The sequence below is a fragment of the Cellulosimicrobium sp. CpK407 genome, assembly GCF_051844275.1.
Classification (GTDB): Bacteria; Actinomycetota; Actinomycetes; order Actinomycetales; family Cellulomonadaceae; genus Cellulosimicrobium; species Cellulosimicrobium cellulans_G.
The window spans coordinates 62,182-76,058 of record NZ_JBGNYC010000019.1; the positions used below are offsets into that span (position 1 = coordinate 62,182).

At 76.0% G+C, this 13,877-nt stretch carries 12 protein-coding genes; 6 read left to right on the forward strand and 6 right to left on the reverse strand.

The genetic code is table 11. The features are described from left to right. Positions 1 to 154: 154 nt before the first annotated feature. From nirB to ABWU78_RS10560, 5 genes are all read left to right on the forward strand, one after another. Complete coding sequence (gene nirB / locus ABWU78_RS10540) at positions 155 to 2,887, forward strand: nitrite reductase large subunit NirB (RefSeq protein WP_439158311.1); 2,733 nt, start codon at positions 155 to 157, stop codon at positions 2,885 to 2,887. After that, positions 2,884 to 3,342, forward strand: coding sequence for a nitrite reductase small subunit NirD (gene nirD, locus ABWU78_RS10545; RefSeq protein WP_439158312.1), 459 nt, complete (start codon positions 2,884 to 2,886; stop codon positions 3,340 to 3,342). Before nirB ends, nirD begins: the two co-directional genes overlap by 4 nt. Further along, positions 3,339 to 4,706 carry a uroporphyrinogen-III C-methyltransferase gene (gene cobA, locus ABWU78_RS10550; RefSeq protein WP_439158313.1) on the forward strand — a complete coding sequence of 456 codons (1,368 nt, stop codon included), beginning with the start codon at positions 3,339 to 3,341 and terminating at the stop codon, positions 4,704 to 4,706. Before nirD ends, cobA begins: the two co-directional genes overlap by 4 nt. A 119-nt stretch (positions 4,707 to 4,825) precedes the next feature. Next, complete coding sequence (locus ABWU78_RS10555; RefSeq protein WP_047232004.1) at positions 4,826 to 5,917, forward strand: uroporphyrinogen-III synthase; 1,092 nt, start codon at positions 4,826 to 4,828, stop codon at positions 5,915 to 5,917. Further along, positions 5,914 to 6,816, forward strand: a complete 903-nt coding sequence (locus tag ABWU78_RS10560) for a sirohydrochlorin chelatase (protein WP_253052123.1) — start codon at positions 5,914 to 5,916, stop codon at positions 6,814 to 6,816. Before ABWU78_RS10555 ends, ABWU78_RS10560 begins: the two co-directional genes overlap by 4 nt. Positions 6,817 to 6,955: 139 nt before the next feature. Here ABWU78_RS10560 and ABWU78_RS10565 read toward each other — a convergent pair whose 3' ends face one another. Beyond that, positions 6,956 to 8,461: an MFS transporter gene (locus tag ABWU78_RS10565; RefSeq protein WP_353707218.1), complete on the reverse strand. Its 1,506-nt coding sequence runs from the start codon at positions 8,459 to 8,461 to the stop codon at positions 6,956 to 6,958. Continuing rightward, the gene (locus ABWU78_RS10570) at positions 8,458 to 9,498 is read right to left on the reverse strand and encodes an alcohol dehydrogenase catalytic domain-containing protein (protein ID WP_439158314.1); all 1,041 of its coding nucleotides are present in this window, start codon (positions 9,496 to 9,498) and stop codon (positions 8,458 to 8,460) included. The genes ABWU78_RS10565 and ABWU78_RS10570 overlap by 4 nt, the downstream gene beginning before the upstream one ends. Positions 9,499 to 9,647: 149 nt before the next feature. Between ABWU78_RS10570 and soxR the strand changes: the two genes are divergently transcribed. Further along, positions 9,648 to 10,118: a redox-sensitive transcriptional activator SoxR gene (gene soxR, locus ABWU78_RS10575; protein ID WP_253052128.1), complete on the forward strand. Its 471-nt coding sequence runs from the start codon at positions 9,648 to 9,650 to the stop codon at positions 10,116 to 10,118. Between the two features lie 4 nt (positions 10,119 to 10,122). On the opposite strand, the gene ABWU78_RS10580 is transcribed toward soxR, so the two are convergent. The 4 genes from ABWU78_RS10580 to ABWU78_RS10595 all read right to left on the reverse strand — a co-directional run. Then, positions 10,123 to 10,845, reverse strand: coding sequence for a GNAT family N-acetyltransferase (locus tag ABWU78_RS10580; RefSeq protein ID WP_439158315.1), 723 nt, complete (start codon positions 10,843 to 10,845; stop codon positions 10,123 to 10,125). A gap of 109 nt (positions 10,846 to 10,954) precedes the next feature. Beyond that, complete coding sequence (locus tag ABWU78_RS10585) at positions 10,955 to 11,590, reverse strand: nitroreductase family protein (RefSeq protein WP_439158316.1); 636 nt, start codon at positions 11,588 to 11,590, stop codon at positions 10,955 to 10,957. A 155-nt stretch (positions 11,591 to 11,745) separates the two neighbouring features. Then, positions 11,746 to 12,789 carry a hypothetical protein gene (locus ABWU78_RS10590; RefSeq protein WP_439158317.1) on the reverse strand — a complete coding sequence of 348 codons (1,044 nt, stop codon included), beginning with the start codon at positions 12,787 to 12,789 and terminating at the stop codon, positions 11,746 to 11,748. Further along, a partial coding sequence (locus tag ABWU78_RS10595; RefSeq protein WP_439158318.1) for a vWA domain-containing protein occupies positions 12,786 to 13,877 on the reverse strand: 1,092 nt, incomplete at its 5' end. The genes ABWU78_RS10595 and ABWU78_RS10590, both read right to left, overlap by 4 nt.

Below are 13,877 nucleotides of genomic sequence, written 5' to 3' on the forward strand. Positions count from 1 at the left end.
GGTGGGGCTCCGAGTGAGAACACCGTTACGGACGGGCAACGGACGGGGCACGGCCGCGAAACCGCCCGTACGTAGCGTCGTCAGCACCGTCCCGGGAGCCCTCGTCGGACCCGCGGGCGGGTGACCGATCCGCCCGACGCCCCAGGAGCCCGACGTGACCGGACCTCAGACCGATCCCGCCCCCGCGCACAGCGCTCCCGCTGCCCCCCGGCACCTCGTCGTCGTCGGCGGCGGCATGGTCGCCCAGCGGCTCGTCGAGGCGCTGCGTGCCCGCGACACCGACGGCGCGTGGCGCGTCTCGCTCTTCGCCGAGGAGCCGCGCAAGCCGTACGACCGCGTCGCCCTGACGAGCTACTTCTCGGCCCGCGACGCCGAGGAGCTCACGCTCGGCGACCCGGCCCTGTGGGACGACCCGCTCGTCACGCTGCACCGCGACTGCGCGGTGACGTCGATCGACCGCGACGCGCAGACCGTCACCGACCGCCTCGGACGGGTGCACGCCTACGACGAGCTCGTCCTCGCGACGGGGTCGAGCGCCGCGATGCCGCCCATCCCGGGCAACGACCTCCCGGGCGTGTTCGTCTACCGCACGATCGACGACGTCGCGGCCCTGCGCGGGTGGGTCGAGGAGAAGCGTCGGCACGCGACGACCGAGGGCGGCTGGGAGCGCCCCGTCCGCGGCGCGGTGATCGGCGGCGGCCTCCTGGGCCTCGAGGCGGCGGGCGCGCTCAAGGCGCTCGGCGCGCAGGCCACGGTCATCCAGTTCGGCACGCACCTGATGGACGCGCAGATCGACCTGGGCGGCGGCGAGGCGCTCAAGCGGCTCATCAACGGCATGGGCATCGCGGTCCGCTGCAGCACCGGAACCCAGGAGATGAAGGTCTCCCGGAAGACCGGCCACGTGGGCCGGCTCGACTTCGCCGACGGCGGCCGGCTCGACGTGGACGTCGTCGTCGTCGCGACGGGCGTGCGGCCCCGCGACGAGCTCGCGCGCGCGGCGGGGCTCGCGATCGGGGAGCGCGGGGGCGCCGTCGTCGACCTCGCGTGCCGCACCGAGGACGAGCACGTGTGGGCCGTGGGCGAGGTCGCGTGCATCGAGGGTCGGTGCATCGGCCTCGTCGCGCCGGGCTACGCGATGGCAGAGGTCGTCGCGGACCGCCTGCTCGGCGGCGAGGCGACGTTCCCGGGCGCGGACACGGCGACCAAGCTCAAGCTGCAGGGGGTCGACGTCGCGAGCTTCGGCGACGCGTTCGCCCGCACCGAGGGCGCGATGGAGCTCGTGTGGGCCGACCCGGTCGCGGGCGTCTACAAGAAGCTCGTGCTGTCCGACGACGCGCGCACGCTCCTGGGCGGCGTGTTCGTCGGGGACGCCGCGCCGTACGCGTCGCTGCGGCCGATGCTCGGCACGGAGCTCCCGGGCGACCCGGGGCTGTTCCTGCTGCCCGAGGGTTCCGGGGGCGGGGCGCCGAGCCTCGAGCTCCCCGACGACGCCACGGTCTGCTCGTGCAACAACGTCAGCGCGGGCACGATCCGCGGCGCGGTCACCGAGCACGGGTGCACCGACCTCGCGGGCGTCAAGGCGTGCACGCGCGCGGGGACGAGCTGCGGGTCGTGCCTGCCGCTCGTCAAGAAGATCACGACGACCGAGCTCGCCCGCGCCGGCGTCGAGGTCTCGAACGCGCTGTGCGAGCACTTCGACCTCTCCCGTGCGCAGCTCTTCGACGCCGTGCGCGTCGCGGACCTGCACACGTTCAGCGAGATCGTCGGGCGGTTCGGTCGTGTACCGGAACCTGTGACGGACACCCACGGCGCCGTGCTCGTCCGCGACGCCGGGCGCGGCTGCGACATCTGCAAGCCCACGATCGCGTCGATCCTCGCGTCGCTCGGCAACGGCCACATCCTCGACGGCGAGCAGGCGACGCTCCAGGACACCAACGACCACGTCATGGCGAACATGCAGAAGGACGGCACGTACTCCGTCGTCCCGCGCATACCCGGCGGCGAGATCACGCCCGACGGGCTGCTCGTCATCGGCCAGGTCGCCAAGGACTTCGGGCTCTACACGAAGATCACGGGCGGACAGCGCATCGACATGTTCGGCGCGCGCATCGAGCAGCTCCCGCACATCTGGCGCCGGCTCGTGGAGCACGGGTTCGAGTCGGGGCACGCGTACGGCAAGTCGCTACGCACCGTGAAGTCGTGCGTCGGGTCCACGTGGTGCCGGTTCGGCGTGCAGGACTCGGTGGGCATGGCCGTCGAGCTCGAGCTGCGCTACCGCGGGCTGCGCTCGCCCCACAAGCTCAAGCTCGGCGTCTCCGGGTGCGCGCGCGAGTGCGCCGAGGCGCGCGGCAAGGACGTCGGCGTCATCGCGACGGACAAGGGCTGGAACGTCTACGTCGGCGGCAACGGCGGGTTCACGCCCCGGCACGCGCAGCTCCTCGCCGAGGACCTGGACGACGAGGCGCTCGTCCGGACCATCGACCGCTTCCTCATGTACTACGTCCGCACGGCCGACCGCCTCCAGCGCACGGCCGCGTGGGTCGAGGACTACGAGGGTGGTCTCGACGCGATCCGCGAGGTGATCGTAGAGGACTCACTCGGCCTCGGCGCCGACCTCGACGCCGCGATGGCCCGCCACGTCGGCGACTACGAGGACGAGTGGCGCGCGGTCCTCGAGGACCCGGAGAAGCTGCGTCGCTTCGGCTCGTTCGTCAACGCGCCCGCCGAGCCCGACCCCGACCTCGCGTACGTCACCGAGCGCGGCCAGATCCGGCCCGCGACGGCGGACGAGCGCGCCGCCCTGGAGGAGGCCCGTGCCGCGGGTCTCGCCACCGTCCCCGCCGGCCCCGTGGTGATCGCCGGCACGACCCTGGAGGTCCGTCGATGAGCGTCGTGTCCGCAGAGCAGGCCGTGCCCCCCGGGGAGACGGCCACGTCGGCGACCACGGAGTGGGAGCGGGTGTGCCTGCTGCGCGACCTCCTCGTCGAGCGCGGCGTCGCCGCCCTCGTGGGCGGGGTGCAGGTCGCCCTCTTCCGCCTCCCCGACGACACGGTGCGCGTCGTGCAGCAGCGTGACCCGTTCTCGGGGGCGAACGTCATGTCGCGCGGGATCGTCGGGACGCGCGGCGGCGTCCCGACCGTCGCCGGGCCCATGTACAAGCAGGTCTTCGACCTCGCGACCGGGCGCTGCCTCGAGGCCGCCGGGTACGTGCCCGTCCAGGGCCTCGCCCCGGACCTGGCGACGTGGCCCGCCGAGGTGCGCGACGGCGTCGTGCACGTGGGGACGCGCCCCCTCGCCGCCGCGGACCCCAGGGCCGACGATGCCTCGGACGGTGCGCCGTGACGACGCTCCTGGGCCTCGACCTCGCCGGGCGCACGGTCCTCGTCGCGGGCGGCGGGCCCGTCGCCGCCCGCCGCGCCCGGGCGATGGCCGACGACGGCGCGCACGTCCGCGTCGTCGCGCCGCAGGTCTGCGAGGACCTGCGCGACCTCGTCGCGGCCTCGCTGAGTGCGGGGTATCTGTCGTCGATCCGTCCTCGGGACGACAGACACCCCGCACCCGGCGGAGGGGGCGTCACCTGGGCGCCGCGCGAGGTGCGCGAGTCCGACGTCGAGGACGCGTGGCTCGTGCTCGCGGCGACGGACGACTCGGGGACCAACCGCGACGTCGCCGCATGGGCGGCCGCGCGCCGCACCTGGTGCGTCAACGCCGGGGCCGCGCACGAGGGCACCGCGCGCACCCCCGCGACGACCCACAGCGGCGACGTGCTCGTCGGGGTCGTCACCGACGTCCCCCCGGCGCGCCCGTCAGCAGACGGCCGCGCGCGGCCGCGACGAGCCGCTGACAGCCCGGTGGAGCAGCGGCACGACGGCGGCGCGGACCCGAGGAGGGCACGCGCGGTCCGCGACGCGATCGCCGAGCACCTGCGCTCCGGCGGGGCCGACCAGCGGCGTCGCCGGCCGACCGACGGCGGGCTCGGGCGCGTGACGCTCGTCGGTGGCGGACCGGGCGCCGTCGACCTGCTCACCCTCCGGGGGCGCCGGGCGCTCGCGGAGGCGGACGTCGTCGTCGCGGACCGGCTCGGACCCGTCGACGTGCTCGACGAGCTCGCGCCCGGTGTCGAGGTGATCGACGTCGGCAAGACGCCCGGCAACCACCCGGTGCCGCAGCACGAGATCAACGCGATCCTCGTGGAGCAGGCGCAGCGCGGACGGCGCGTCGTGCGGCTCAAGGGCGGCGACCCGTTCGTCTACGGGCGCGGCGGCGAGGAGGTGATCGCGTGCCGCGAGGCGGGCGTGCCGGTCGACGTCGTGCCAGGGGTGTCCAGCGCGCTGAGCGTCCCGGCGCTCGCGGGCATCCCGCTCACGCACCGGGGGACGGTCGCCGCGTTCCACGTGACCAGCGGGCACGACGGGCTCGACGCCGCCGCGCTGGCCGGGGTGCGCGACCGCACGGCTACGCTGGTGGTCCTCATGGGTGTCTCGCAGCTCGCACGCATCACGGCCCAGGCCCTCGGCGCCGGGGCCGACCCCGCGATGCCCGTCGCGATCGTGGAGAGCGGCTCGACGCCGCACCAGCGCGTCACGCGGGCCCCGCTCGGCGAGATCGTGGCGCACGCCGCCCAGGCAGGTGTCCGCCCCCCGGCGATCATCGTCATGGGGGACGTCGCCGCCGAGGGACGGCTCGACCCGGCGACGGTCGCGTGACCGGCAGCACTGAGATCGACCCGCCCGTCGCGACGTCGACCCACGGAGGGTCGATCTCGGCCGCTCGGGTCGATCTCGCGTCCGACCCTGGCGTCGATCGCCCCGCCCTCGGCCAGGTCATGGCCGGGTGCACCGTCCTCGTCACGGCCGACCGCCGCAAGAGCGAGCTCGCCGCCGCCCTCCAGCGCCGGGGTGCCGAGGTCCGCCACGCGCCCGCGCTGAGCATGATCCCGCACGCCGACGACGAGCAGCTCCTCGCAGGGACGCGCGACCTCGTCGAGCACCCGCCGGACGTCGTCGTCGTGACGACCGGCATCGGCTTCCGCTCGTGGGTCGAGGCCGCCGACGCGCACGGCCTCGCCGACCGCCTGCTCGAGGTGCTCGCCGACGCGCGGATCGTCGCGCGCGGGCCCAAGGCGCGCGGCGCGATCCAGGCCGCCGGGCTCACGGCCGACTGGGTCGCCGAGTCCGAGACCTCGGCGGAGATCGCCGACGTGCTGCTCGGCGAGGGCGTCGCCGGGCTGCGCATCGCCGTCCAGCACCACGGCGCCGGGGCCGACGGCCTCGACGTCGTCTTCGCCGAGGCCGGTGCCGAGGTCGCGAGCCTCGTCGTCTACCGCTGGGGGCCGCCGCCCGACCCCGAGGCGCTGCGCGCGTCCGTCGAGGCCGCGGCCGTCGGGGAGATCGACGCCGTCGTGTTCACCTCCGCGCCCGGCGCCGAGGCGTGGCTGAGCGCGGCCGAGGAGCACGGCGTGGGCCGCCTCGTCGTGTCGCGGTTCCAGGACGGGTCCATGGTCGCGGCGGCCGTCGGGCCGATCACCGCGAAGCCGCTGGAGCACCGCGGGGTCACGCCGCTCCAGCCCGAGCGCGGGCGGCTCGGTGCCCTCGTGCGCACGCTCGTCGCGCACTACGAGCAGGCCGAGACCGTCGCGCTCGCGACCGTCGCCGGCGCGCTCCAGATCCGCTCGCGCGTCGCCGTGCTCGACGGCGAGGTGCTGCCCCTCTCGCCCAGCAGCCTCGAGGTGCTGCGCCTCCTCGCCGCGCGCCGCGGCGAGGTCGTCACGCGCGACGACGTGCTCGACGTCCTGCCCGGCGACTCGCGCGACCCCCACGCGGCCGAGGTCGCCGTCGCGCGCCTGCGCGAGGCGACCGGCCGGCGCGACCTCGTCAAGACCGTCGTCAAGCGCGGATATCGATTGGAGCTCGCATGAGCGCGGAGAGCCCGGCCTTCTTCGGAGGCGCTGTCCCGTCGGAGGCGTCGCCCGGCTCGGGGGCGTCGTCCGACACCGGGCCGGAGGTCGCCGACGGCGGGACGCTCGGCGCCGCGCCCGTGCTGATCGGCTGCTCGCACGGCACGAGCGACCTCACCGGCCGCGACGTGATCCGTGCGCTCCTCGACGACGTGCGCGCCGCGCGCCCCGACCTCGACGTCCGCGAGGCGTTCGTCGACGTGCAGCAGCCCGAGGTCGCGGACGTCGTGACGTCGGTCGTCGCCCCGTCCGCGGCGACGGACGACCCGCGACGCTCCGCGACGAGCACTGCCGACGGCTCCGTGGTCGACGGCGCGCGGCCGGGCGACGCGGTCGTCGTGCCGCTGCTGCTCTCCGGCGGGTTCCACGTGAGCGTCGACGTCGCGGCGGCGGTCGAGGACCGCGGCCCCGGGAGCGGACGGGCCGCGGCAGGCACGCCGCTCGGCCCCGACCCGCGCCTCGCGGACCTCCTCGCCGAGCGGCTGGCGGAGGCCGGGCTGCGCCCGGGCGACGCCGTCGTGATCGCCGCCGCGGGGTCCAGCCGGCCCGGCGCCGCGCGCGACGTCGAGGAGCTCGCCGCACGGCTCCGCGAGCGCGTCCCCCACTCCGTCACGGTGGGCTACGGCGCCATGGCCGCACCGTCCGTGCCCGACGCCGTCGCCGCCGCCCGCGCCGACCTCGCCCCGGGCGCGCGCGTCGTCGTCGCGGCCTACCTGCTCGCGCCGGGCTTCTTCTACGACCGCGTCCTCGAGGCGGGCGGCGACGTCGTCACTGCCCCGCTGGCCCCCGACCCCCGGCTCACCGAGATCGTCCTCGACCGCTACACCACCGCCGCGGCGACCCTCGCCGCGCCGAGATAGCACCCGGGCCCCGCCCACCAAGACCCCCGGTCCGGCGAGGTAGAGCCCTGGTCGGTCGAGTGAGAACCAGGGCTCTACCTCGCCGGACCACCGTTCTCCCTCGATCCGACCGGGGTCCTACCTCGATCCGACCGGGGTCCTACCTCGTGAGGGTCGGGCGGGTGCGGGGGGCGAGGAGGGCGACGCCGGCGGCGAGAAGCACCGTGACGCCGAAGCAGACGACGTACGACGCGAGGCCGAGCGTCGGGTGCAGGGCCCACAGGAGCGACCCGGTGACGGCGAGCGCGGTGGCGGCCGCGACGGCGTCGGAGACCTGGAGCGCGGAGGAGTTGGCGCCCTGCTCCGCCACGGGCGAGAGCTCGAGCGTCAGCACCGACAGGGTCGGGTGGGTCATGCCCATGCCGAGACCGGCGAGGGTCCACGCGACCATGCCGACGACGGGTGGCACGGCGGTCCACGCGAGCAGCGCCGCGCCGCCGATGCCGAGCGCGACGAGCGTCCCGCCGAGGCGCACGTAGCCGGCGTGCTGGAGCCCCCACGTCGCGCGGCCGCGCAGCCAGGACCCGGTCGACCAGCCGACGGCGCCGAACGTGAGCACCGCGCCGGCGAGCGACGGCGCGAGCCCGCGCTCGTGGGAGAGCAGGAGCGGGAGCAGCACCTCGGCGCCGGTGAACGCGGCGGCGACGAGCCCGCGGATCGCGATGACGCTCGGCAGGCCGCGCGCGGCGCGGGTCGTGCCCGGGGGCAGGAGCCGCGGGACGGCGAGCGCGACGGCGGCGAGCGACGCGACGAGGAGAGCGGCGAGCCCGAGCCCGCGGAGCTGGCCCGCGTAGTTGAGCGCCCCGATCCCGACGGCGGCCACGACGGCCCAGGCGAGCGACGCCTGGCGCGCGGTCCGGTCGAGAGGTGACTCGGCGTCGTCGGTCCCGTCCGGAGGGACGTCCTCCGACGGGGCGGAGACGTCGTCGGACGCCGGGGACGCGGCGTCGTCGGGGGCCGAGCCGCGGGCGGCACGCATCCCCGGGCGCATGAGGATCAGCGCCGGGACGGCGAGCACCGGGACCGCGAGGAAGACCCAGCGCCAGCCGACGTGCTCGACGACGAGCCCCGCGATGGCCGGGCCGACGATCGACGGGACGACCCACGCGGCGGCGAACGCGGCGAAGACCTTCGGCCGTCGGTCGGTGGGGAACACGCGTGCCACGAGCACGTAGAGCGCGACGATGTACAGGCCCGTCCCGACGCCCTGGAGCACGCGGCCCGCGACGAGGACGAGCATGTCCTGCGCGAGTCCCGCCACCAGCAGGCCCGCGAGGAAGAGCCCGATGCCGGTCCACAGGGGCGTCGTCGGGCCGGCACGGTCGCTCCAGCGGCCCGACGCGACCATCCCGACGACGCTCGACGCGAGCGACGCGGCGAACGCGAGCGTGTAGAGGGTGAGGCCGTCGAGCTCGACGGCGACGGTCGGCATGGCGGTCGCGACGGCGAGCGCCTCGAACGCGCCGAGGAACACGAACGCGACCATGCCGAACAGGACGGTGCGCTGGGTCCCGGGGGCGAGCGCCGCGCCGGCCGCGGGCACGGCGGGGGCGTCGGGGGTGCCGTACGTCGGCGCGTCGGCGTCGGTGCGGGGCTCCGCCGTCATACGAGAACGACCTTTCCGGTGGTGGCGCGCGCTTCGAGCTCGCGGTGGGCGCGCGCTGCCTCCGCGAGGGGTACCTGGTGCGTGACGACGTGCCACGTCCCGTCCGCCGCGAGCGCGAGCGCGCGCTCCTGCAGGTCGAACAGGTCTCCCCAGGGTCGGGCCTGGGGTCCCACGGCCCACCGTACGTCCCGCGCGACCGCTCCCGCACCGGGATTCGGGACGTTCCCGGCGCCGTGGTCGACGTCACCGGCGCGGTTCGGTGCGCCCGAGGACCACCCGAAGAGCACGAGACGCGCGTCGGGGGCGAGGAGCGTCGCGGCCTCCGTGCCTGCGTCCCCGCCCACGCCGTCGAGCAGGACGGTCGCCCCGTCGGGGGAGTGCTGCCCGACGGCGGCCCGCGCCTCGTCGAGCCAGCCCTCGGCCCGGTAGTCGATCACGACGAGCCGCTCGGCGTGCGGCTCCCGACCGAGCCCGCGGACGAGCGCGACCTTCTCCGGGCCGCCGGCGAGCGCGACGACCCGTGCGCCGATCGCGAGCGCGCTCTGCACGAGGAGCGTGCCGAGCCCGCCGGCCGCGGCCGTGACGAGCACGGTGTCGGTCGCGCCGAGCTCGGCGAGGTCGAGGATGCCGACGGCGGTGCGGCCGGTCCCGATCATCGCGATCGCGTCGGGCGCCGTGACGTGGTCGGGGATCCGGTGCAGCAGCGCGACGGGGACGGCGGCGAGCCGCGCGTACCCGCCGCCGTCGGGCGTGGCGCCGAGGTGGGCCGCGACGCGACGCCCGCGCCACGCCGCGTCGACCCCGGGCCCGACCGCCTCCACGACCCCGGCGACCTCGCGTCCCGGGATCGTGGGCAGGGCGGGCAGCGGGAGCGGGCCGCCCGCCGCCTCGCCCCGACGCAGGGTCGTGTCGAGCAGGTGGACGCCGTGCGCCCGGACGGCGACGAGGACCTCGCCGGGTCCGGGGACGGGGTCGGGGACCTGGTCGAGGACGAGGTTCTCGGGCGGTCCGAACGCGTGCAGGCGGATGGCGTCCACGGGTGTGCTCCCTCAGTGGCGACGGGCCGCGCCGGAGCGGCGGCACGCGACCCGGTCCGGGCGCGCCCTGCTAGTCTCGAACCTCAACAAATGTTGAGGTCAAGCAGTCCGCCGCGAGCCGCGCGGCGGCCGTCCGGCGAGGAGCCCGCGTGCCAGACGACGTCCCGTCCCCGAGCGACGAGCTCACCGTCGGCCAGCTCGCCGCGCGCAGCGGCGTCGCCGTGTCCGCGCTGCACTTCTACGAGCGCGAGGGGCTCATCACGAGCCGCCGGACCCCCGGCAACCAGCGGCGCTTCGCGCGCGAGACGCTGCGCCGGGTCGCGTTCGTGCGCGCGTCCCAGCGCGTCGGCATCCCGCTCGCGCGCATCCGCGCCGCGCTCGCGACGCTGCCCGGCGACCGCACGCCGACGGCCAAGGACTGGCACCGCCTCTCGGCGGGATGGCACGCCGACCTCGACGCGCGCATCGAGCAGCTCACGCGGCTGCGCGACCACCTCACGGACTGCATCGGCTGCGGGTGCCTGTCGCTGCGCAAGTGCGTCCTCGTCAACCCGCACGACGCGCTCGCCGACGAGGGCCCCGGCCCGCGGACCCTGCTCGTGGACGGGATCGAGGACTGAGGCCTCAGGCCGGCGCGAGCAGGGACCCGAAGCTCGTGCGGCGGCGCAGCGCGAACCCGAGCCGCTCGTACACGGCGATCGCGCCGGTGTTCTCGGCCGCGGCGTGCAGGAACGCGCGGTCGCCCCGCTCCTGCACGTGGAACGCGACGTCGCGGACGAGGCGGGACGCGAGGCCGCGTCCCCGGTGCGCGGCGTCGGTCGTCACGGCGCTGATCTCCGTCCAGCCTGCGGGGTGCAGGCGCTCGCCCGCCATCGCGACGAGCCGGCCGGCGTCGTCCCGGAACCCGACGTAGCGCCCGAGCAGGTAGGTGCGCGCCTCGAACGGCCCCGGCCGGCTGCGCTCGACGAGCGCGAGCATGTCCGGCACGTCGGCCGCGCCGAGCACGACCGCCTCCGGGTCGGGACGGGTGACCAGGCGCTCGGTCTCGACGAGCTGGACCCCCTCCACGCGGGCCTCGAGCGTCCAGCCCGTCGGCAGGTCGACGCCCTGGGGCGGCGCCGAGAAGCGTCCGCCCGGCCCGACGAGCGTGGCGATCGCGTCCCACACCCCGGGCTCGTCCCACGAGCGCACGCCCGTGATGGGCGAGACGTCGGCCGGGTAGCACCGCGCGAGGTCGTCGCCCTCGGCGAGGTGCGCGTGGGCGCCGGTGAGGGCGCTCCACGACGGGTTGTCCAGGGCGGCGTCGTCGACGCCGGTGGCGCCGGTCTGCGTGCTCGTCGCGGTCATCGTGCTCCTCCTCGCCCGGTCGCCCGGGTGCGTGCCGTCGTCACGGTCGTCCGACCGTGCGTCTCCTCCGGGGCGAACGCTCGCGGGCGCGCGCCTCTTCCAGGTGCGCTCAGCCCTCCCACCGGTCCCGGTGGACGACCTCCGCGAGGGGCCGACGGCGCGGCTCGGACCAGCGCCCGCGAGCCGGGTAGCCGAGCGGGACCAGGCCCATCGTCAGGGCGTCGTCGGGCAGGCCGAGCAGCGCGGCGACGTCGGTCTCGCGGACCGTGTGGAAGGTCGTGAGCGTCGTCCCCAGCCCGTAGGCCCGGGCGGCGAGCACGAGGTTCTGCACCGCGCCGTAGATCGAGGCGCCGAGCCGGGGGTCCGTCGAGCCCGCCGCGTCCCGCAGCACCGGTACGACCCACACCGGTGCCTCCTCCAGGTGCAGGGCCAGGTGCTCGACGGCGCGGAAGCCCGCGTCGCTCACGCCCGCGTCGTCGGTCGCGGCTCCGAGGACGGCGTCGCGCCGGTCTCCGTACGCGGCGCGCCATCCCTCGCGGTACCACTCGGCGATCTGCGCCTTGGTCGCCGGGTCCCGCACGACGACCCACGCCCACCGCTGGCGGTTGCCCCCGCTGGGCCCGCGGACCGCGGCGTCGAGGATCGCGTCGAGCACGTCGTCCGGCACCGGGTCCGGCGCGAGGTAGCGGCGCGACGGCGTCGAGTGGAGCGCTCGAAGGACGGTCAGATGCTCAGGTGTGGTCACGGTCGCCGAGGGTACGGGCCACCGTCCGGCGCGCTCGCGGGTCCCGGCCGCCGTCTCGCAGGGTGGTCACGCCTGCGGCACGTCCTGGTCCACGGGCCTCGGACGGGGGAGCGGGTGGTCACGGAACGGCTGCCCACCCGCGGGGCCGGGGCCGCTCACCAGTTCTTGGTGCCGCTCCCGCTGCCGTCTCCCGGGTCGGTGCCGGTCCCGGGCTGGTCGCCGTAGAGGTCGCGGTACTCCTGCTCGAGCCGCTCCTGCTCCTCGCGCGCCTCCGAGCCCTGCTGCTGGAGCTCCTCCTGGCGCTGCTGCTCCTCGCGCTCGGCCTGGCTCTGCTGGCCCTCGCCCCCCGAGCCCTCGCCGCCCGAGGCCTCCGACTGCTCGTCGCCCTCGGAGCCCTCGCCCTCCTGCGTGTCCCCGCCGCCCTCGTTCTCCGGCTGCGAGTCCTGCGCCTGCTGCTGCTTGTCCTGGAGGCGCTGCTGCGCGGCCTCGTTCTGCTCCTCCTGCTCGGGCGTCTGCTCGGACTCCCCGCAGTCGGGCCAGCCGCGGATCTGCTCGGCCGTCGCGTACTCCTGCTCGGCGTACTCGTACCAGTCCTGGACGTCCTGGCGCAGCTCCTCCGGGTCGGGCTCCTCGCTCCCGTCGCCGTACGGGTCGAGGACCTCCTCGTCGTACGGCAGCCCCGCGTCGCGGGCGGCGATCGCCTCCTCGACGAGCGCGAGCTCGGCCGCCTTGCCCTCCGCGTACGCCATGTCGCGGTCGCCCTGGATCTCGTACGCGAGCGAGAGGTTCGTCTGGATCATGCAGCGTTCCTCGGGGCTCTCGTGCTCCGCGAGGTCGTACGCGCGGTCGAGGGACGTGATCGCGTCGTACAGCGCCCACGAGTCCTCGGACCGGGCGAGCGCCGTCCCGTGGTTGTAGTGCGCCTTCCACGGCTCGACGATGTTGAGGACCCGCTGGATCCCGTAGTAGTCCGCCGCGGTCGTCGCCTCCCCGGCCTCGTAGCGGTCCTTGGCCGTCGCGGCGATCGGCGCGAGGAGAGCCAGCTTGACCCCGAGGACGACGAGCGCGAGCACGACGGGCAGCGTCCCGACGAGCCACCAGGTGCGCCGGCGCAGCCGCGCGGCGCGCAGCGCCGCGACACCCGTCGGGCGCGGCTTCCGCCGCCCCGTCGGGGGCGTCGGGGGAGAGGGCCAGGTCATCGACGCACCTCCACCCGGTCCGCCGTGGGGGTGCCCGACGGCGACCGGTCGCCGTCGCCGTGCGCGCCCGGTTCCCCAGCGCCCGGGCCGGGCGCGGGTCCGCCGGTCGCCGACGCCCGGGCCGTCGTCGGGCGCACGAGCGAGCGGCTGGCCGAGCGCGACCAGAACCACGCCTCGAGGCCGAGCAGCGCGACGAGCGCGAGCGCGAACGGCCAGACGACGGGGCGGTACGCCGTGACGTCGCGCCGGCCGTCGGCCGCGACCTGCTGCGGGTCGACGCCCGCGACGAGCGACGCCGTCTCCGACGGCTCCTGCCGGTGCACGTACGGGACGCCGAGCTGGTCCGCGAGCGTGGTGAGCGACTCCTCGTCGAGCACGGACAGCGCCTCCACGGGCTCGCCGTCCTCGCTCGGCTGCGACCAGTCGATGATGTACTCCGCCTCCTCGGGCTCGACGTCGGGGTCGTACTCCTTCATCCGGCCGCCCTCGGCGGTGCCGTAGCCGAGCACCGCGCCGCCGTCGACGAGCGGCGCCAGGTCGGCGAACGAGCGCGGCTCGCCCTCCGCCGTCTGCTCGCCGTCGCTGAGGAAGAAGACGAGGCGCACGTTCGCCGGGTGCTGCTCGGCGGACCCCTGGAGCGCGGAGCGCAGCTCGTCGAGGGGCCGGTCGGTGAGGGAGCCCTGCGAGTACCGCGTGATCTCGCGGTGGAACGTGTCCGCCCACGACGTGATCGCGCGCGCGTCGGTCGTCAGGGGGAGCTGGCGCGACGCCTGCGAGTCGAACGAGATGATCGAGTACCGGGCGCCGGGGATCGCCTCGGTGAGGCTCCTGATGTCGTGCCGCACGCCGTCGAGCCGCTCCTGGCCGCCCTCGGGCCCGTAGTCCTCGGCCGCCATGGACCCGGTGCGGTCGACGACGAAGAACATGTCGACGTTCGCGACCGACGTGTCGCGGTCCGTCGACGCGACCGACGGCGCGAGCCCGATGATCCCGAGCAGGACCACCGCTCCGGCGCGGCGCAGCCAGGCTGCGCGCGGCGCGCCCGGTCGCGGGGGCGGTCCAGTACCAGGGCCGCGCCTCCGGCGGGT